This is a genomic window from Aquincola tertiaricarbonis, from assembly GCF_023573145.1.
In the GTDB taxonomy this organism is placed as follows: Bacteria; Pseudomonadota; Gammaproteobacteria; order Burkholderiales; family Burkholderiaceae_C; genus Aquincola; species Aquincola tertiaricarbonis_B.
Genome location: NZ_CP097636.1, coordinates 1,596,385 through 1,615,577, shown reverse-complemented (window position 1 = coordinate 1,615,577; position 19,193 = coordinate 1,596,385). Strand labels below are relative to the sequence as shown.

The following is a 19,193-nucleotide window of genomic DNA, read 5'->3' as shown; positions in this document are numbered from 1 at the left end:
TGTCAGTACTGGCCCAGCGTGCCGGTGGCCTTGACGTGCTGCACCGCGCGCTGGAACACCCACAGCGACAACGGGAACAGCAACGCGCCGAAGGCCGCCAGCACCAGCAGTTCGGTGTGCAGCTGCGCCAGGCCGGCACCGGCCAGCAAGGCCTTGCGCACGCCTTCCAGCGCATGGGTGAAGGGCAGCAGCGCGGCCAGCGCCTGCAGCCAGCCGGGCAGCACGCTCACCGGGTAGGCCACGCCGCCCAGCGCCAGCGTGAGCGCGGTGAGAAAGCCGGTGATGCTGGCCCCCTGCTTGATGACCAGCGTGGCCGCGGCGCCCAGGATGCCCAGCGCCGAAAAGCTGACGATGGCCAGCAAGGTGAGCACCGCGAACGACCCCAGGTTGGCGCCCGACAGGTCCATGCCGAACAGCAGCCCCAGCGCCACGTAGAGCGCGAAGCGGATGGAGGTGAACAGGAAGCCCCAGGCCGACGAGAACAGCAGCACCAGCGGCATCGGCGTGGGCGACAGCATCACGATCTCCAGCGTGCCCATCAGCTGGTGCTCGCGGATGCCCGACAGGAAGTTGGACATGCTGACGGTGACGTAGTCCTGGAAGGCCATGCCCAGCAGGATGAAGGCGAAGAAGCCGCCGCCATAAGCGCCCAGCGAAGGCGCCTGCGCGGGCCCGAACACCTGCGACAGGAAGTACAGGATGGGCACCGCGAAACACACCGACAGCAGCGGCGCGAAGAAGGCGACGCGGTAGCTGGCCGCGATGGCCGCATCGCGCCGCAGGCAGGCCGCCAGCAGGCGGCCCGCTGCCCGCAGGCCCAGCGCCGGATGATGGGCGGCCACGGGTGTGTTCATGCCGCCACCTTCAAGCGCGCAGCGTCCGTGGGCAGCGGCGGCGCCGCTTCACGCACCGTCTGGCGGAACACCTCTTCCAGCGACACGTCCACCGGCTCGCAGCGCAGGATCTGCTGGCCGCGGTGGATCAGCGCCGACAGCAGCTCGGTGAGCGTGGGGCCGCCTTGCGCCAGGCCCAGTTCCAGCGCCTGGCCGGGCTGTTCGTCATCGGGCGGCAGCGGGCGCACCCGCTCGGTACCCAGCCAGCTGCGCAGCCAGGCCAGCAGCGCCGCGTCCACCCGCGCCAGTCGCAGCAGGTAGGCCTGGTGCGAGCGGATGCTGCGCGCCAGCTCACCGATGGTGCCGATGCGCAGCAGCCGGCCGTGGTCGACGATGGCCACGCGCTCGCACAGGCGCTCGATCTCGGACAGGTTGTGCGAGGTGAGCACGATGGTGGGCCGCCACACCGCGACGATGCGCTCGCGGATCACCGCCAGCAGCTGGGCCGAGGCATTGGGGTCCAGGCCCTTGGTGGGCTCGTCCATGAACAGGATGCGCGGGTGGTGCAGCAGCGCCCGCGCGAACGCGAAGCGCTGGCGGATGCCGGTGGAATAGCCGTCGAAGCGCCGGTCGGCGAACTCAGCCAGGCCCAGCGCCTGCACGAACTCGTCGATGCGCGGCTCGATCTCGCGCGGCGGCACGCGGTACAGCTCGGCGAAGAAGCGCAGGTTCTGGCGCCCGCTCAGGCGCCAGTAGAAGCTGCGCTCGTTGCTGGTGACCAGGCCCACCTGCGCCCGCGCCTGCTGCGGCGCCTGCTGTACGTCATGGCCGCCGATGCGGGCGCTGCCTTCGCTGGGGGCCAGCAGCGTGCACAGGATGTTGATCAGCGTGGTCTTGCCCGCGCCGTTGGCGCCCAGCAGGCCCAGCACCTCGCCCTGCCCCACGCGCAAACTGATGTCCTGCAGCGCCTGCACCGGCGCCGGCACCGGTGCGCCGCGCAGCAGCTCCCGCAGCGGCCGTGGGCGCTGGTAGCGCTTGCCCAGGCCTTGCACCTCGATCGCGGCGGTCTCAGGCATGGGGCTGCTCCTGCTGCAGCACGGGTAGCGGCACCGGCGGCGGCCGCGTGGGCTCCAGCGGCGCCTGGCGGGTGCTGGCCCAGCGGCGCAGGCGGCCGCGCCAGCTGCTGCTCCAGGCCTGCAGCTGCACATGGCTGCGCACGCCGGTGGCCCAGGCGCGGGCGAAGGGGTAGGCGCCGACGAAGCTGATCTCCACCGTGCCCGGCAGCGCAAAGCCGTGCTGGATGGCTTCCAGGAACATGCGGCGGCCGGGGTACCAGGCGCGCAGCGCATCGTCGAAGTAGGTGACGAAGAGGTGGTAGCAGCCGGCATGCGCCAGCGACAGCATGGCCGCGACCGGCTGGCCGGCCACGTCGAGGAACAACAGCTCGGGCTGCACGCTGCCCGGGTGTTCGATCAGCCAGCGGAAGGCCTGGCGTTCCCGCTCGGGCAGCCGGGTGTCGTCTTGCGCGGCCTTCCAGCTGCGCGGCTCCAGCCGCAGGAATTCGTCGTAGGCGCTGGCGGCCTGCGGGCCGGCATGGCGGCGGCAGGTCACCGGGCCCAGGCGCTCGATCTTGCGGGTCTGCGGCTTCAGCCGGTGGCGGAAGTGCGGGCCCTGCGTCGCCAGGTAGCCGGCCCAGCCGCCATCGGTGCGGATGAAGGCCTCTTCACCCCCGGGCCGGCTCGGTTCGGTGGCCAGGCCGTGCTGCATCAGCGCCGCCTGCAGCCGGCGCGCCGCAGCCGGGCGCAGGTCGTCCAGCAGCAGCTGGTCCCAGCGGCCGGCCTGCCGCTGCAGCCAGCCGGCCAGCGCGCGGCACACCGCATCACGGTCGCCGCAGGCCAGCAGGCCGGCGCGGGGCGAAGCGCTCACCCAGCGCCGGGTGGCGCCGCCCTGCTCCAGCAGCGGCAGCAGGCCGACGGGCTGCGCATCGTGCTGCACCAGCAGCAGCCGCAGCTGCGCCGCATCCAGGCCGGCATCGGCATGCCAGGCCTCGCACATCTCCACCGCCTGGAAAAGGCCCGCCTCGTCGTCGGCCTGCATCAAGGCCTGCCAGTCGGCGCGCAGCTGCCCGATCGCGCCAGCGCCGCTGGTGCATGACACCGTCAGGTTCACGCTGCCTTCCTTTCAGGATCTGCCGGCGTTTCGCCTTCGGCATACAGCGCGGCGATCAGCGCATCGCCCAGGCCCGGCGCTTCGTACAGGAAGTCGGGCGCCTGCTGGCAGGCCGGGCCGGGCCGGCGGCGGGCCAGCATCACGATCTGCTCGCCACGGCCGGCACGCAGGCCGGGCCGGCCGCCGGTGAAGCGGCGCGCACGGTCGAACAGCCACAGCCCGGCCGCGGCCAGCCGGCGCGCGCTGCGCGGCACGGTGCTGCGGGTGACGTCCAGCGTTTCGGCCTGCAGCACGTCGAAGCCCACCCACTCCAGCAGCTGCTTCAATTCGTCGGGCGTGTACTCGCGCGGGTGGCGCGCACTGGCCGACTGGCGCACGTACTTGTCGAGGATGGTGTGGCCCTGCAGCAGCCGCACCACGTTGTCCAGCCGCAGCAGGTTGGGCGTGGTCACCACCATCACACCGCCCGGCCGCAGCACGCGGTGGCACTGGGCCAGCATGCGCACCGGGTCGCACAGCATGTGCTCGATGGTGTCGCAGTTGAGGATGGCGTCGAAGCGGCCGTCCGCATACGGGAAGGCATCCTCCTCGGCATTGAACTCGCGGAACGGGATCTCGCGCGTGCGGCCGCTGCGCGCATCGGTCAGGCGGCTGCGGTGCTGGCCACGCTCACGGCCCCAGTACTGCACGTGCTCGATCTCCAGGTTGCGCAGCCGCGCCGCCAGAAAGCTCATCAGGTACAGGCCCGAGCCCAACTCCAGCAGCCTGCCGCGCTGCGGCAGCTCGGGCAGCAGCGCCACCGCGGCCAGCGAGCGCGCCAGGTGGTGGGCCACGTACTGCGGGCGCGCCTGCGTCAGCGGTTCGGGTTCGTTGTCCAGCCGGTGGTGCAGCCAGTCGTCCACCGCGCCGGTCAGCGCCTCGCGCGGAAAGCGCTCGGCCAGCGGGCCGGCGGCCGACCACCAGTCAGGCTGCATGGCGGGCGGCTCCTGCGGCTGGCCAGGCACTGCCGGCCACTTCGCGGTAGAGGCTTTCGTAGGCATGGGCATGGGCCTCCCAGGTATAGGCCTCGGCGCTGCGGCGCGCGGCCTGGCCGATGGCGTCGCGCCACCGGGCATCGGTCATCAGCCGCTGCAGCCGCGCGGCCAGGGCTTCGGTCTGCCAGGGCGCCTCCACCAGCAAGCCGTTGTGGCCGTCGGCGATGGCCTCGTCGGCCAGGGCCACGGTGCGGGCGGTGGCCACCGGCAGGCCGCAGGCCATGGCCTCCAGCACCACCAGGCCGAAGGATTCGTACAGGCTGGGAAACAGCAGCGCATCGGCCGCCGCGTAGCAGCGCTCGATGCGCGGCTCGCAGGGCAAAAACCGCAGCCGGCCGGCGGCCTGCAGTTCGGCGATGGGCGCGGCCAGCTCGGGCACGCTGGCCGCCGAATCGGCACCCACCACCAGCAGCAGCGCACGCTCGGGCAGCCGCTGCAGCACGTCCAGCGCATGGCGCAGGCCCTTGTGGCGCAGGTGGTTGCCCACCCACAGCAGCACGAAGCGGTCGTCGGCCAGGCCCCATTCGACCCGCGCCGCCGCGCCCAGCGTGGCCCGCAGCCCGGGGTGGAAGCGCTGCAGGTCGGTGCCGTTGGCCACCACCCGCACCTGGTGCAGCGGCCGGCCGCTGTCCTGCGCCACCTCGGCCGCCACCTTGCGCGACACCGCGGCCAGCACCGGCCCGGCCCGGCGCAGCGCCTGGGTGTGCAGCGGCACCTGGGCGTACCAGCGCGCCATGCGGCGCAGCGACACGTCGTGCCGCGCCGGCAGCGGAAAGCGCCGGAACGAGCGCAGCGCCATGCGCGCCAGGCCATGACATGTATAGACATGCGTGCGGCACCACACCGGGAAATGCGCATGCACGATGTCGAAGCCGCCGGCCCGCACCTGGGCACCGGCGCGCCAGGCGAAGTCGTAGTCGTTCACATGCGGCTGCGGCCAGCGCAGCCCCACGCGGTGCAGCTGCACGCCCGGGCGGGCCGGCGCCGCCACTTCGGCCGCGAACACATGCACCTCGTGCGCGGGCGCCAGCCGGGCCGACAGCTCGGCCACGCAGCGGCTGATGCCCTGGTGTTCGTCGAAGCTCCAGGTGACCAGGGCGATGCGCATTCAGCCCACCTTGCGCAGCGGCTCGCCACGCCAGCCGGCGGCCTGGCACAGCACCGCCAGCAGGCGGTCGGTGTCCTCGGGCTTGAGCACCGGCAGCATCATCCAGCGGCCGTGCATCACGCCGCGCGGAATCAGGATGCCGGCATCCAGCAGCGCCTCGTGCATGGCCTGCCCGTCGTCCTGCGGCAGCGGGCACTGCACCAGCATGAAGTGGGCTTCGCTGGGCAGGCTGGCCAGGCCGGCGGCGGCCAAGGTGCTGCGGATGCGGGCCTTCTCGCTGCGCAGCAGCGCATGGGTGGCGGCGGCATGGCCGGCATCGCCCAGCGCCGCCACCGCGGCCTCTTCGGCCAGGCTGGACACGCAGAACAAGGCCTCCAGCCGCTCCAGCAGCCGCATCGCCCGCGGCGTGCCGAAGCCGTAGCCGATGCGCAGCCCTGCCAGGCCATGGAACTTGGAGAAGGTGCGCAGCCCGATCAGCAAGCGGTCGGTGCGGTTCACCAGCTCATGGGTGCGCAGCGCGTCGGGGTTCTCGGAGAACTCGATGTAGGCCTCGTCCACCACCACCGGCACATCGCGCGGCACCCGCTGCAAGAAGGCTTCGAACTCGGCACGATCGATGGTGTTGCCCAGCGGGTTGCTGGGGTTGATCAGGTACACCAGCCGCGTGCGCGGGCCGATGGCATCGGCCACCGCTTCCAGGTGGTGGTCATAGGGCCCGTCGGGCCGGCGCTGGCGCACCGGCACGCGGCGCAGCGGCACCTCGGCCATCGCGCACCAGCGGTCGAACATGAACCAGGTGGGGTCGTTGCTCACCACGTCCTGCCCGCAGCCACCGAAGAGGCGCACGATGCGCTCCACCAGTTCGGCCGAGCCCGGGGCCAGCGTGATGTCGCCGGGCGGCAGGCCCAGCCGTTCCGACAAGGCCGCGCGCAGCCGCGGGTAGGCCGGGTCGGGGTAGTGCGAGAAGTCCAGCGCCGCGTGCCGCTCGGCCAGCATCGCGCGCACCGCGGGCGGCATGCCCAGCGGGTTCTCGGCGCGGTCGAAGCAGCGCAGGCCCGGCTGCGCCCGGTCCAGCGGCTGGCCACGGTGCTGCGGCGGTGCGAATGCAAAGCGCGGATAAGCCGACACCGGCTTGGCCAGCACCGCCTCGGCCTCGGGCTGCTGCTCATAGCGCCAGGCCGCCAGCACCTTGCCGGCCACCGCCGCGGGCTCGGCCGTCAACGCATGCAGGAACACCGGCACCACGGTGTGGGGCGGCGGCAGGCGTACATGGTCTTCGTAGCGCACGATGGCGCGCGACATCTGCGTGCGCAGCGTGCCCAGCTCGATGGCACACACCACGATGCCGGTGGCCTGCGCATCCAGTGCCAGCGCCTGCGTCAGCCCCTCCAGCCCGAACTTGCTGGCCACGTAGGGCGCCATGTGCGGCGCCGCGGCGCGGCCCGCGCCCGAGGACACGTTGACGATGCGGCCCGGCACGCCATGGGCCACCATCCAGGCCATCGCCGCGCGGGCACACAGCAGCGGGCCCACGATGTTGGCCTGCATCACCGGTGCCACGTCGTCGGCCGGCAGCTGCCAGGCCGGCAAGCCCACCGGGCCGGCCACCGCGGCATTGCAGATCAGCGCATCGATGCGGCCGAAGCCTTCGGTGGCCTCGGCGATGAAGCGGGCCGCGCCTTCCGGCGTGTTGACGTCGACCGCGATGCCGCGCACACGCTGCGCATCGCCGGCCTGCTGCTGCAGGCGCTGCACGGTGTCGTGCACCGCGCCGGCCTGGCGACCATTGACCACCACCCGCGCACCGGCCGCCACCAGGGCCGAGGCCAGGGCCTGGCCCACGCCGCGGCTGGAGCCGCTGATGGCCACCACCGCGCCGTGCAGGTCCAGCGCACGCGCCTGCTGCATGGCTGCATCAGCACGCTGTTCCACCGCGGTGGGCGCGAACAGGCGCTCATGCAGCCGGCGAGAACGGCGCACCACCGCGGCACTCAAACGCCACGCGGCCCGTGCATAGGCACTGTCGGTCATTGCTGCCCCCAGCAGGTGGATGCCACGCTTTCACACTAGCACCTGCACCGCGGCCCTCGTAGTGCGAACCGTGGGATGCGCGGTGACAACCGTGGGATTGCGGCCCCAGGGGCGTTGGCGGACCTTCACCCCCATCGTGATGCAGCCTCACCGCCCGCCCGCCATCGCCTTCGATGCGCGCGATCTGTTGATCGCGCAGCGCACCGGCGTGGAATGGGTGGCCTGGCAGATGCTGGAACACCTGCCGCCGCAGCTGCCCGGCGTGCGGCGTGCGCTGGTGCTGGACCGTGAAGCGGGCAGCGGCGCGGTGCAGGCCCTGGCGCGCCGCGGCGGCTATGAATGCATCGTGCTGCCGCCCCGCTGGCCGCGGCTGCAGCGCATGGCCGATGGTTGGATGGCCTGGCAGATCGGCCCGCAGCTGCGGGCACGCGGCTTCGACCTGCTGGTGTCGGTGAACACCAAGCTGCCGCTGCGCGGCCTGCCCGGCGTGGTGACGGTGCACGGCCTGGAATGGGCGCGGGTGCCGGCCGACTACACCCGCAGCGAACGCCTGAAGCAGGCCGCGTGGCTGCGGCTGGCCGCCTGGCGCGCCACGGCGATGCTCACCTTCACCCAGGCCACGCTGCAAGACCTGCGGGCCCTGCTGCCGCGCCTGCGGCCGCCGGTGGCGGTGATCCCCGAAGGCGTGATGCCGCATGTGCACCCGCTGCCACCCGCGGCGCTGGACACGGCCCTGCCCGCGCGGCTGGGCGTGCCGGCGCGGCCCTTCGTGCTCTCGGTGTGCACCCTGGCGCCGCGCAAGAACCTCGATGGCCTGCTGCAGGCCTGGGCGCTGCTCAAGCAGCAGCGGGCCGCCGCCGGCCAGCCGCTGCAGGCGGTGCTGGTGCTGGCCGGCCGCAGCGGCGCGGCCAGCAGCCGGCTGCAGGCCCGGGTGCAGCAGCTGGGCCTGCAGCCCGACGTGGTGTTCACCGGCTACGTGGGCGATGACGACCTGGTGCAGCTCTACCACCAGGCCAGTGCCTTCGCCTACCCGTCGCGCTACGAAGGCTTCGGCCTGCCACCGCTGGAAGCCATGTGCTGCGGCACGCCGGTGCTCAGCGCCAACCGCGGCGCGATGGCCGAGGTGGCCGGTGATGCCGCACTGCTGGTGGACCCCGACGACGTGGCCGACATCGCCCACGGCCTGGACCGGCTGCTGCACGACCCGGCGCTGCGCGCCCGGCTGCGGCAGGCTGGGCCGCGGCGCGCGGCCGGCTTTCGCTGGCCGGCCTTTGCGGCGGCCTTCGCGCCCTTTCTGCTGCAGCAGATGCCCGCGCCACAGCCCGGCGCCCCGCCCGCGGCCCGGCCCGCCTGGCCGCGGGCCCTGCCTTGAAGGAGATGACCATGGACCCCGACATCCTGGCCGTGCTGGTGTGCCCGGTGACGCGCCAGCCGCTGGTGTTCGATGCCGAACGGCAGGAGCTGGTGTCGCCCGCCGCACGGCTGGCCTTTCCGGTGCGCGACGGCATCCCGGTGATGCTGGAAGACGAGGCACGGCCCCTGGGCCCGGCCCTGGCCATGCCGGCCGCCGCGGCCGGCATCTCGCCGCCCCCGGCCGCCTGACCATGGCAGCGCCGCCCCGGCTGCGGGTGCTGCAGGTCATCACCAGCCTGGCCGGAGGTGCCGGCCTGCATGCGCTGCAACTGGCGCAGCAGCTGGACCCGGCGCGCTTCGAGGTGCTGCTGGCCTACGGCCCCGGCTACCCGCTGGACGCGGTGGTGCAGCAGCAGCGCCTGCCGCACCGGTTGCTGCGCTGGCAGCGCCGGCTGCGGCCCTGGCACACCGCGCAAGGCCTGATGGACCTGGCGCGGCTGCTGCACGGCGGCCGCTTCGACATCGTGCATGCCCATTGCTCCTTGGCCGGGGCCGCCACGCGGGTGCTGGCGCCGCTGCTGTGCGCGCGGCCGCAGCGGCTGCTGTTCACCGTGCATGCGCTGGCTGCGCATGCCGGCCAGCCGGCGTGGCGGCAGGCGCTGCTCACAGGCGTGGAACGGGCGCTGGACGGCCTGACCGACCGCTACGTGGTCACCACCCAGCGCTACCGCGACGAGCTGCAGCAGCGCGGCATCGCGGCGCCGGACAAGGTGTCGGTGATTCCGCTGGGCATTGCAGCGCCCACGCCCCTGCCGCGTACCGAGGCGCGCCGCCGGCTGGGCCTGCAGCCCGATGACGAGGTGGTGATGTTCAGCGGCCGGCTGGAGCCGCAGAAGGGCCTGCCGGTGCTGCTGCAGGCCTGGGCGCTGCTGCAGCCGCAGCGGCCGCGGGCGCGGCTGGTGATCGTGGGCGACGGCCCGCAACGTGCCGCCTGCCAGGCGCTGGCCGGCAACGATCGGGTGCTGTGGGCCGGCTGGCAGCCCGATGCCGCGGCGCTGATGTCGGCGGCCGACCTGTTCTGCCTGCCTTCGCTGTGGGAGGCCTATGGCTATGTGCTGCTGGAAGCCATGGCCGCGGGCGTGCCCATCGTGGCCAGCGACGTGGGCGGCATTCCCGAAGCGCTGGCCCAGGGCCGCTGGGGCCGCCTGTGCCCGCCGGGTGATGCGCAGGCCCTGGCCACGCTGCTGCTGCACACGCTGGCCGACCCGGCCGCCAGCGCCGCCACCGTGGCCGCCGCCCGCCGCCATGTGCAGCAGGAGCATGGCCTGCACACCATGGTGGCGCGGCATGCGCAGTTGTATGAGCAACTGGCCGGCGCTGGCCGGCCGGCCGCGGCCAGCGCGCCGCCGGGTGAGGTGCATCCGTGATGCACCGGCGGCTGCGCTCCTGCATGCTCGCCGGGCTGCTCGCCGGTTGCTGGCTGGCCGCCGCCCAGGCCCCCGAACGGCCAGCAGGCCGCGCTGCGCCGGCTGCCACGGCCACACCCGCCGCCACACCCGCCCCCACCGCCATCGCGCACATCGACCCCGCCGCCACCCCCACGCCGTTGCCGCGCCTGTGGCGCCCTTCGGTGATGGTGTCCTGGCCCGAGGCCGATGCGCTGCAGGCGCTGTTCGCGCTGCCCGGCCGCTTCGGCCTGCTGCGCTACACCGTGGAGCCGCTGTTGCAGGCCCATGCGCGTGAGGCCGACTTCTTCAACGCGCTGGACCGTGAAGCGCCGCAGCTGGCCCGCTGGGCCGAGCGTGATGCGCAGATCGCCGTCACCCTCACCCGCATGCCGGCCTGGCTGGCCTCCACCCGCAGCACCCGGCGCGACCCGGCCTATGGCTACACCGAGCGCGAGGCCAAGCCGCCCGCATCGCAGGCCGAGTGGCGCGGCTTCACACAGCGCGTGGCCGCCCGCCTGGCCCAAGAAGCGCCCGGCCGCCTGTGGTACGAAGGCTGGAACGAGCCCGACGCACCCGGCTTCTGGAAAGGCACGCGCGCCGAGCTGTTCGACACCTGGGCCAGCTTTGCCGATGGTGTGCGCGCGGGTGATGCGCAGGCCCGCATCGGCACACCGTGCATGGGTTCGTGGTCCACCGACCAGCCCGGCGGCGGCCCGCCGCTGCTGCAGGCGCTGCTGGCACAGGCCGCACGGCGGCAGCCCCACCCGGTGCCGCTGGACTTCGTGTGCTGGCACAACTTCGGCCGCGCGCCCGGCGACGAATGGTGGGGCGCTGCCTCGCTGCGCGAATGGGCGCAGGCCGCCGGCCTGAAGCCTGATCTGCCGCAGCTGGTGACCGAATGGAACCTGTGGTCGCAGCAGGGCCAGGGCGAGCGTGAACCGGCGCGCGACGGCGCCCGCGGCGCCGCCTTCCTGGCCACCGCGCTGCATGCGATGGAGCGCGCCGGCGTGACGATGCAGACCCCGGCCGTGCTGCAGGACTTCACCGCCTCGGGCGGCGACAACCCCTTCCATGGCGACCTGGGCCTGATGACCCGCCAGCCCACGGTGCCCAAGGCCGCCTTCCAGGTGCTGGCGATGCAGGCGCGGCTGCTGCCGCAGCGGCTGCCCATGCGCTGGGCCGATGCGCAGCAGGCCGAGGCCGAGGGCCTGAACCTGCTGGCCACCCGCGATACAGTCGGCGCGCTGGTGCTGCTGATCAGCCGCTACCACGGTGACGCGCGCGGCGGCTTCGTGCGCTCGCTGCACCGGCAGGGTTATCCGTCGGGCCGCGGCCTGTCGATCTACGGGCCCAAGCTGGAAGCCTTCATCCAGGGCCGCGAAGAACTGCAGGAAGGCGAAGTGGCCGCCTCGCAGGCGCGGGCGCTGCGCGCGGCCCGTTCGGTGGCGCGGGCGCAGCAGCAGGCCGCGGCGCCGGCGCTGACGGTGCAGCTGGCGCTGGACGGCGCCGCCCCGCCACGCGGCTGGCGCTGGCAGCTCACGCTGGTCGACAGCCGGCACCTCAATGCGCAGGCCGTGTTCGACGAGGCCCGGCGTGCCGGCCGCAGTGCGGCCCAGGCCGTGGCCGCCGCGCAGGCGCTGCGCTTCGAGCCGCTGCGCAGCGGCACCGGCGAACTGCCCACGCTGACGCTGGAGCCGCATGCAGTGGCCCTGTTGGAGGCGCAGCCGCTGTGAGCCGCGGGCCTGCCTCTCCCTGGCCCGCCGACGGGCGGGCGCAGCACCCGGCCGGCCCGGCGCTGTGGGCCGCGGTCGTCGGCCTGGCCATCCCGCTGGCCGCCGGCCTGGCGGTGGCCCTGGCGCTGGCCGCCCTGCCCCGCGCCCTGGTGCGGTGGCTGCCGCCGGCCAGCTGGTCCGACCCGCTGCTGGCCCGGCCCACGCTGGCCGCCGCTGGCGCCGTGCTGGTGTTGCTGGCCCTGGCGGCGTGGCGCACCACCCGCCCGCCAAGGCCGCTGCTGGACGGCGTGCTGGCGCTGCTGGTCATCGCGCTGCAGTGCATGAGCCTGCGCGCCGGCCCCTTGAACCTGCTGAACGTGGGCATCGTGCTGCTGGCCAGCTGCTGGCTGCTGCAGGCCGCGCTGCAGCCCGATGCGCCGCGGGTGGTGCCGCCGCTGTCGCACCTGCTGGTGCTGCTGGCGGTGCTGGCCGTGCTGTCGGTGGCCTGGCGGCCGGAACCCGGCGTGTCGCTGCGGGCGCTGCTGATGCTGCTGCCCAAGCTGGCCATGGCCTGGCTGCTGCTGCAGCTGGTGCAATCGCCCCAGCGCATCGACGCCGTGATGCGGCTGCTGTGCGCCGGTGCGGTGGCGGCGGCGCTGCTGGGCATTGCGCAATCGGGCCTGTACGTGCTGTGGCAGCAGGAGCTGCACCTGATGGAGGAATTCGCGCCGCGCTACATCACCGTGGCCGGCTGGCCGCTGCTGCGCGCCAGCGGCCTGATGCCCAACCCGCAGGCCTACGCCTATCCGCTGCTGGTGGCCGCGCTCTGGCTGTGGATGCGGCTGCTGTCGCCCGGCGCTGGCGCCGCGCGGCGCTGGCGCGATGGGCTGGCGCTGCTCATCATCGTGGTGGCCTATGCGCTGTCGTTCGCGCGTGGCGCCTGGCTGGCGCTGGGCGCGGCGGCGCTGCTGGCGCCGGCGCTGGCGCGGCCGCGGCGGGCGGCGGCCTGGTTCGGCCTGCTGGCCGGGGTGGCGCTGGTGCTGCTGGCCAGCGGCGCGGCGCGCTGGGCGCTGGCCAGCTTCGGCGACTTCACCGCCAGCAGCGCCGACGTGCGGGTGGAGCTGCTGGACGCCGGCCTGCGGGTGCTGGCCGAACACCCGTGGCGCGGCATCGGCATCCAGCGCTTCGAAGCGCTGTCGCCCACGCTGGAACGCTACCCGGTGCACAACGCCAGCCTGCAGCTGGCGGTGGAGATGGGTCTGCCCGCGCTGGCGGTGTATGCCGCCTTCGTGCTGCGGCCGCTGCTGGGGGCGGTGCCGGCCATCGTGCCGGCGCCGTACGCCGCCGCTGAACAAGCCGCCGCCCGCCAGCGCCTGCTGGCCCTGGCGCTGGCGCAGGGCGCGATGCTGGTGGCCATCCAGGGCGACCCGATGGCCTACAGCGAGTTCGTGCTCTTCGTCACCGCCCTGCTGGAAGCCGCGCGCCGCGCCTGGCAGGCCAGCCGAACGGAGGCCGCGCATGGCGCCTGAGCCAACCACCACCGGCCAGGCCTGGCAGGCGCTGCAGTCGCGCAAGGGCCTGGTGCTGCTCACCGCCGCATCGGCGGCGGCGGCGGCGGTGGTCATCAGCCTGCTGATACCGCCGGTGTACGAAAGCCGGGTCGTCTTCCAGGTGGCCGAATCGCCGGAAGGCGAAAGCCTGGGCGCCGCCGCGCGCAGCCTGCTGCCGGGCACCGACCCCGGCGCCGCGCTGCACGTGGTCACGCTGCAGTCGATGCTGATCCGCCGCGAGGTCGCAGCCCAGGTGCCGGGCCGTCGGCCCGAGGCGCTGGAAGAAGCCACCGACGTCTCGGTGTTCCGCAAGGCGGCGCTGCAGGTGCGGGTGCTGGACACCGAGGCCGAGACGGCCGCCCGCCTGGCCAATGCCTACCCCGAGGCGCTGGAACGTTTCCTGGTGCAGCGTCGGGCCACGCGGCGCGAGGCCAGCATCGCCGCCCTCGACACCCAGCGCAGCCGCGCGCTGGAACGGGCGCAGGCCGCGCGCGCGGCGCTGGGCGGCTTCCTGCAGCAGCAGCGCACACCCAGCCTGCAGCGCGAGCAGGACGGCCTGCTGGCGCGCTGGCAGCAGGCCCAGGCCGAGCTGGCGGCGGCCGAGCTGCGCAGCGCATCGCTCACGCAGCGGCTGGCGGCCACGGCGCAGCAGGTGCAGGCTGAATCGCTGCTGGCCGCGGGCGGCCTGCAATCGCCGGTGCCCGCGCTGCAGCGGCTGGCGCAGGAGCTGGCGGCGCTGGAAGTGGACCTGGCCGCCGCCCGCGCCGAGTACGACGGCGAACAGGGCGCGCTGCACCCCAAGGTGAAGGCGTTGAGCGCCCGGGTGCAGCAGCGCCGCCAGCAACTGGCCGACGAAAGCGCGGCGCAGGCGGGCGGTGGCGCCGCCAGTGCACCGCTGCCGGCGGACCAGTTGCGTGAACAGTTGCGGCGCGAGCTGCTGGAACTGCAGCGCCAGCGCCAGAGCCTGGGCGCCGAGATCCAGGGCCGCCGCGCCGAGGCCGAGCGCCTGCGCCGCCAGCTGGGCGACGGCCAGGCGCCGCGGCTGCAGGAGCAGCAACTGCAGCTGCAGCTGGAAAACGCCCTGCGTGAAGCCGACCTGCTGGGCCAGCGGCTGGTGGAGCTGAACACCCAGGCGCTGCGCCGCGACCGCCAGGTGCTGGTGTTGACCGAAGCCGTGCCGGCCGGCGCGGCGCGTTTCCCGAATGCGGTGTGGAACGGCCTGCTGGGCGCCGGCCTGGGCGCGGTGGCCGGCCTGTACCTGGCCTTGTATTCACGGCTCTCGGGCCGCGCCCGCGCACTGCCGCGGGAGGGTGCGCCATGAGCGCCGCCGCCCGGCCGCCCGAAGGCGGCGCTCCTCCCTCCCGGAGGGATCCCGCGCAGCGGGAGGGTGCGGACGTACTCGCAGACGCCGGCCCCGCGCTCCACCACTGGCTGCTGGCCGTGCTCACCGGCGCGGTGTTCGGCCTGCTGGCCGTGCTGCTGGTGTGGATCGTCCTGCGCGCATTGTTCTGACGCCTTGTTCAAGGAAGGAGGCTGCGATGAGCCCGATGAAAAAGCAGGTGCATGCCAAGGCCCCGCTGCGGCTGGGCCTGGCCGGCGGCGGCTCCGATGTGTCGCCCTACAGCGACCGCTACGGCGGCCAGGTGCTGAACGCCACCATCAGCCTGTTCACCCACTGCCACCTGCAGGCCTCCAACGACGGGCAGCTGCACTTCCATGCGCCCGACCATGGCGTGTCGGTGGTGCTGGACGCCGCCCGCCCGGGCCCGCACGAAGAGCCGCTGCGGCTGCACCGCGCGGTGCATGCGCGCTTCCAGCAGCATTTCCACGACGGGCAGCCGCTGCCGCTGCAGGTGACCACGTTTTCCGATGCGCCCGCGGGCAGCGGCGTGGGCACCTCGTCGGCCCTGGTGGTGACGCTGGTGCAGGCCTATGCACAGTGGCTGCAGATACCGCTGGGTGAGTACGACGTGGCCCGCCTGGCCTACGAGATCGAGCGGGTGGACTGCGCGATGGCCGGCGGCAAGCAGGACCAGTACGCCGCGGTATTCGGTGGCTTCAACTTCATGGAGTTCGGCGCCGCCGACCAGGTGGTGGTGAACCCGCTGCGGCTGCGGCGCGAAATCGCCAACCACCTGGAAAGCCGGCTGCTGCTGTACTTCACCGGCCGTTCGCGCGCTTCGGCCCGCATCATCGAATCGCAGATCGCCAGCGCCAACAACGGCCCCGACAGCACGGCGGTGCAGGCCATGCACCAGATCCGCCAGAGCGCGGCCGAGATGAAGGAGGCGCTGCTCAAGGGCCGGGTGGACGAGGTGCTGGTCATCCTGGGGCGCAGCTGGGCGGCCAAGAAGCAGGCGGCCAGCGGCATCAGCAATGCGCACATCGACACCATCGCCGAGGCGGCCCTGGCCGCCGGTGCCTGTGGGCTGAAGATCAGCGGCGCCGGGGGGGGCGGCTTCATGATGATCGCGGTGGAGCCGGGCCGCCGCCATGCGGTGATGCAGGCGCTGGAGCCGCACGGCGGCCGCTGCTTCCCGTTTGCCTTCGTGGAACAGGGGGTGGAGTCATGGACCATGCGCTGACCCGGCTGCAGGCCGGACTGGTGGAGTCGATGGCCGTCAAGCAGGCCATGCTGGACGACCGGCCTTTGCTGCAGACGCTGCTGCAGTTGGCCGACCGCATCGTGCGCAGCCTGCGCGAAGGCGGGCGGGTGCTATGGGCCGGCAACGGCGGCAGCGCGGCCGATGCGCAGCACCTGGCGGCCGAGTTCGTCAGCCGCTTCGCCTTCGACCGGCCCGGCCTGCCCGCGCTGTCGCTGGCCACCGACACCTCGATGCTCACCGCCATCGGCAACGACTATGGCTACGAGCAGCTGTTCCGCCGCCAGCTGCAGGCGCAGGCGCGGCCGGGCGACGTGTTCGTGGGCATCACCACCTCGGGCCGCTCGCCCAACGTGCTGGCCGCCTTCGACGCCTGCCCGGCGCTGGGCGTGCATGCGGTGGCGCTGTGCGGCCTGGGCGGTGAGCTGGAAGGCCGGGTGCAGACGCTGCTGCGGGTGCCTTCGCGCCACACCGCCCGCATCCAGGAGGCGCACATCACGCTGGGCCACCTGCTGTGCGCCGAGGTGGAGCTGCGCATGTTCCCTGAGCAGGCGGCGGCGGCCGCTGAACGCCACTGAGCGCCCATGAGCGCCTGCATCGTGCTGGCCGGCGGCCGCGGCACCCGGCTGGCCGGCGAGGTGCCGCACCTGCCCAAGTGCCTGGCGCCAGTGGCGGGTCAGCCCTTCCTGCACTGGCAGCTGCGGGCGCTGCGGCGGGCCGGCATCACCGACGTGGTGCTGTCGCTGGGCCACCTGCATGAGGCGGTGCTGCGCTGGTGCGAGCAGGCGGGCGCGCAGCCGCACGGCCCCACGGACGGCCTGCGCCTGCGCTGCGTGGTGGAGCTGCAGCCGCTGGGCACCGGCGGCGCGGTGCGCCATGCCATGGCCCAGCTGGGCCTGGCCGAGGCGCTGGTGACCAACGGCGACACGCTGCTGGACGGCCCGCTGGCGCCGATGCAGGCGCCGCTGCAGCCGGGCGAGTGGCTGCGCCTGGCCACGGTGCAGGTGGCCGACCGCAGCCGCTTCGGCGGCGTGGCGGTGGCCGCCGACGGCCGGGTGATCGGCTTCACCGAAAAAGGCGGCGGCGGACCGGGCTGCATCAATGCCGGCCTGTACCGGGTGGGCGCAGGCGCGCTGGCGCTGGCGCCAGCGGTCGCCAGCTTCTCGCTGGAGGCCGACTGGCTGCCGGCGCTGGCTGCGCGCGGTGCGCTGCGGGCGGCTGCGCTGGCGGGCGGCTTCATCGACATGGGTGTGCCGGACGACTACCACCGGCTGCAGGCGCAGATGACCCTATCGATCATGTCTGATCGCTTGTGATAACAAGCACGCAATACTGACTTACCCTGATCAAGTCCCTGACGGCAGCGCCGTTACTCCAGTCGGTCATCTCCAACCAAGCAGACCCACCGGAGTCGTCAATGTCGCTCGTCATGAAGTCCCGCGAAGCCACCGCGCCCGTTCCGCCCGCCCTGGTGGCCAAGGGCATTTCCAAGACCGTGGCGCGTGACGCCGAAGCCAACCGCAAGCGGGCCCGTACGCTGGCCAAGCAGCAGCAGGCCGCCGAGCGCGTGGCCGCCGCCTCCAGCCAGATGGCGGCCGGCATCAACGAAGCCGCCAGCGCGGCCGAAGAACTCAAGCGCGCAGCCGACCAGATCGCCTCCGGCGCCGAAGAGGCCGCCGGTGCCGCCCAGCAGTCGCTGGCCGCCATCACCCAGGTGTCGGGCGCCATCACCCGCCAGCTCAGCGCCGCCAACGTGGCGCAGACCAAGGCCGAGAACGGCCAGGCGCTGGTGGCCCGCATCAACCTGGAGGTGCAGGCCACGGTGACCAACGTCACCCAGGCGGCGCGCCGCCAGGCCGAGAGCGTGAAGATGGTGGCCGAGCTGGAACGCCAGGCCGCCAACATCGGCGACATCGTCAAGGCGGTGGCCCGCATCGCCGACCAGACCAACCTGCTGGCACTCAATGCCGCCATCGAGGCCGCCCGCGCCGGCCAGCATGGCAAGGGCTTTGCCGTGGTGGCCGACGAGGTGCGCACGCTGGCCGAGACCAGCGAGAAGAGCGCCAAGCAGATCCAGAGCCTGGTGGGCCAGATCCAGGGCGAGGTCAAGACCATCGCCACCGGCATCAACGAGACCGCCGACAGCATCCAGAGCGAGGTCGAGAAGAGCGACGTCATCCTGCGCCAGCTCGAGCAGATCCGTGTCGAGGCGGCCGAGATCGTGGCCGGCGCGGTGGAGATCGCCAGCGCCGCGCAGCAGTCGGCCACCGCTTCGCAGCAGGCGCTCAAGGGCGCCGAGCAGATCGCCTCGGCCGCGGCCGAGCAGTCGTCGGCCTCGGAAGAGGCGGCCAAGACGGTGCAGGAACAGAGCATGGCGCTGCAGGAATGCGAGCAGACCGCGCACAGCCTGAGCGAGATTGCCGACGAGCTGAAGAACAGCACCAACATCAGCAAGAGCGCCGAGGAAGTGGCCAGCTCGGCCGAGGAGCTGTCGAGCGCGGTGCAGGAGATCAACCGCTCGGCCAGCCAGATCATGGTGGCGCTGGACCAGATCCGCAAAGGCGCGCAGACCCAGGCCGCGGCCACCGCGCAGTCGGCAGCCGCCATCTCGCAGATCGAGAAGGGCGCGCAGCTGGCCGAGCAGCGCGCCAGCGTCGGGCTGGAGAAGGCCAGCGCCATCCGCGGCCTGATGGACGACAACAAGACCAACATCGACCGCCTGATCACCAGCATCTCCACCGGTGTGGACAGCACCCGCGCCAGCGCCCAGCAGATCAAGGAGCTGGAGCTGGTGAGCCGGCGCATCGACAAGATCGTCGACGCCATCACCCAGGTGAGCATCCAGACCAACATGCTGGCGGTCAACGGCAACATCGAAGCCGCCCGCGCCGGCGAGTACGGCAAGGGCTTCGTGGTGGTGGCCACCGACATCCGCAACCTGGCCCACGACTCGGCCGAGAACGCCGAGCGCATCAAGGACCTGGTCAAGGGCATCCAGGACCAGATCGGCGCGGTGGGCCGCGACCTGTCCGAGATCATGGGCGCGGCGCTGCTGGAAGTGGAGAAGGCCCGTGCGATCACCGCCAACCTGCTGACCATGCAGGACGACGTGGCCGCCATCGTCAAGGGCAACGCCGAGGCGCAGAACTCCGCGCAGGAGATCGTGGTGGCGCTGGGCCAGGTCAAGGCCGGCGTCGACCAGGTGAGCGCCGCCGCCACCCAGGCCGAGAAGTCGGCCGAGCAGGCCGCCGCCGCGGCGCGGCAGCAGAGCCAGGGCACCGAGGAGCTGTCGTCGGCGATCGAGGAGATCGCCTCGCTGGCCGACGAGCTGCAGAGCAACTGAGCCCGGAGC

The 19,193-nt window shown here is 73.2% G+C and carries 17 protein-coding genes; 11 read left to right on the top strand and 6 right to left on the bottom strand.

Going from position 1 to position 19,193, the window contains the following annotated elements; all coding sequences use genetic code 11:
- Window positions 1-2: 2 nt before the first annotated feature.
- The 6 genes from MW290_RS21765 to MW290_RS21740 are packed head-to-tail and all read right to left on the bottom strand — an operon-like array spanning window position 3 to window position 7,175.
- The gene (locus tag MW290_RS21765; protein WP_250199762.1) at window positions 3-854 is read right to left on the bottom strand and encodes an ABC transporter permease; all 852 of its coding nucleotides are present in this window, start codon (window positions 852-854) and stop codon (window positions 3-5) included.
- Window positions 851-1,909, bottom strand: a complete 1,059-nt coding sequence (locus MW290_RS21760) for an ABC transporter ATP-binding protein (protein WP_250199761.1) — start codon at window positions 1,907-1,909, stop codon at window positions 851-853. Before MW290_RS21760 ends, MW290_RS21765 begins: the two co-directional genes overlap by 4 nt.
- The gene (locus MW290_RS21755; RefSeq protein WP_250199760.1) at window positions 1,902-3,002 is read right to left on the bottom strand and encodes a GNAT family N-acetyltransferase; all 1,101 of its coding nucleotides are present in this window, start codon (window positions 3,000-3,002) and stop codon (window positions 1,902-1,904) included. Before MW290_RS21755 ends, MW290_RS21760 begins: the two co-directional genes overlap by 8 nt.
- Window positions 2,999-3,976 (bottom strand): class I SAM-dependent methyltransferase, encoded by a 978-nt coding sequence (locus MW290_RS21750; RefSeq protein WP_250199759.1) that lies wholly within the window; start codon window positions 3,974-3,976, stop codon window positions 2,999-3,001. The genes MW290_RS21755 and MW290_RS21750 overlap by 4 nt, the downstream gene beginning before the upstream one ends.
- Window positions 3,966-5,144, bottom strand: a complete 1,179-nt coding sequence (locus MW290_RS21745) for a glycosyltransferase family 4 protein (protein ID WP_250199758.1) — start codon at window positions 5,142-5,144, stop codon at window positions 3,966-3,968. Before MW290_RS21745 ends, MW290_RS21750 begins: the two co-directional genes overlap by 11 nt.
- A complete protein-coding gene (locus MW290_RS21740; protein ID WP_250199757.1) occupies window positions 5,145-7,175 on the bottom strand; it encodes an aminotransferase class I/II-fold pyridoxal phosphate-dependent enzyme in 2,031 nt (676 codons plus the stop codon). It abuts the gene before it with no gap.
- Between the two features lie 139 nt (window positions 7,176-7,314).
- On the opposite strand from MW290_RS21740, the gene MW290_RS21735 reads away from it, so the two are divergent.
- From MW290_RS21735 to MW290_RS21685, 11 genes are all read left to right on the top strand, one after another.
- Window positions 7,315-8,547 (top strand): glycosyltransferase family 4 protein, encoded by a 1,233-nt coding sequence (locus MW290_RS21735; protein ID WP_250199756.1) that lies wholly within the window; start codon window positions 7,315-7,317, stop codon window positions 8,545-8,547.
- 11 nt (window positions 8,548-8,558) lie between these two features.
- On the top strand, window positions 8,559-8,777 hold the full coding sequence (locus MW290_RS21730; protein WP_250199755.1) for a Trm112 family protein: 219 nt from the start codon (window positions 8,559-8,561) through the stop codon (window positions 8,775-8,777).
- Between the two features lie 2 nt (window positions 8,778-8,779).
- Window positions 8,780-9,955, top strand: a complete 1,176-nt coding sequence (locus MW290_RS21725; protein WP_250199754.1) for a glycosyltransferase family 4 protein — start codon at window positions 8,780-8,782, stop codon at window positions 9,953-9,955.
- Complete coding sequence (locus MW290_RS21720; RefSeq protein WP_250199753.1) at window positions 9,955-11,709, top strand: glycoside hydrolase family protein; 1,755 nt, start codon at window positions 9,955-9,957, stop codon at window positions 11,707-11,709. The genes MW290_RS21725 and MW290_RS21720 overlap by 1 nt, the downstream gene beginning before the upstream one ends.
- Entirely contained in the window at window positions 11,706-13,217 is a 1,512-nt protein-coding gene (locus MW290_RS21715) for an O-antigen ligase family protein (RefSeq protein ID WP_250199752.1), read from the top strand. Before MW290_RS21720 ends, MW290_RS21715 begins: the two co-directional genes overlap by 4 nt.
- The gene (locus MW290_RS21710; RefSeq protein ID WP_250199751.1) at window positions 13,207-14,559 is read left to right on the top strand and encodes a Wzz/FepE/Etk N-terminal domain-containing protein; all 1,353 of its coding nucleotides are present in this window, start codon (window positions 13,207-13,209) and stop codon (window positions 14,557-14,559) included. Before MW290_RS21715 ends, MW290_RS21710 begins: the two co-directional genes overlap by 11 nt.
- A complete protein-coding gene (locus tag MW290_RS21705) occupies window positions 14,556-14,750 on the top strand; it encodes a hypothetical protein (RefSeq protein ID WP_250199750.1) in 195 nt (64 codons plus the stop codon). The genes MW290_RS21710 and MW290_RS21705 overlap by 4 nt, the downstream gene beginning before the upstream one ends.
- A 26-nt stretch (window positions 14,751-14,776) precedes the next feature.
- Window positions 14,777-15,823 carry a GHMP family kinase ATP-binding protein gene (locus tag MW290_RS21700; protein ID WP_250199749.1) on the top strand — a complete coding sequence of 349 codons (1,047 nt, stop codon included), beginning with the start codon at window positions 14,777-14,779 and terminating at the stop codon, window positions 15,821-15,823.
- The gene (locus tag MW290_RS21695; RefSeq protein WP_375142964.1) at window positions 15,820-16,419 is read left to right on the top strand and encodes a D-sedoheptulose-7-phosphate isomerase; all 600 of its coding nucleotides are present in this window, start codon (window positions 15,820-15,822) and stop codon (window positions 16,417-16,419) included. The genes MW290_RS21700 and MW290_RS21695 overlap by 4 nt, the downstream gene beginning before the upstream one ends.
- A 6-nt stretch (window positions 16,420-16,425) precedes the next feature.
- A complete protein-coding gene (locus MW290_RS21690; protein ID WP_250199747.1) occupies window positions 16,426-17,157 on the top strand; it encodes a sugar phosphate nucleotidyltransferase in 732 nt (243 codons plus the stop codon).
- Between the two features lie 113 nt (window positions 17,158-17,270).
- Window positions 17,271-19,184: a methyl-accepting chemotaxis protein gene (locus tag MW290_RS21685; RefSeq protein WP_250199746.1), complete on the top strand. Its 1,914-nt coding sequence runs from the start codon at window positions 17,271-17,273 to the stop codon at window positions 19,182-19,184.
- The last annotated feature ends 9 nt before the right edge of the window (window positions 19,185-19,193 follow it).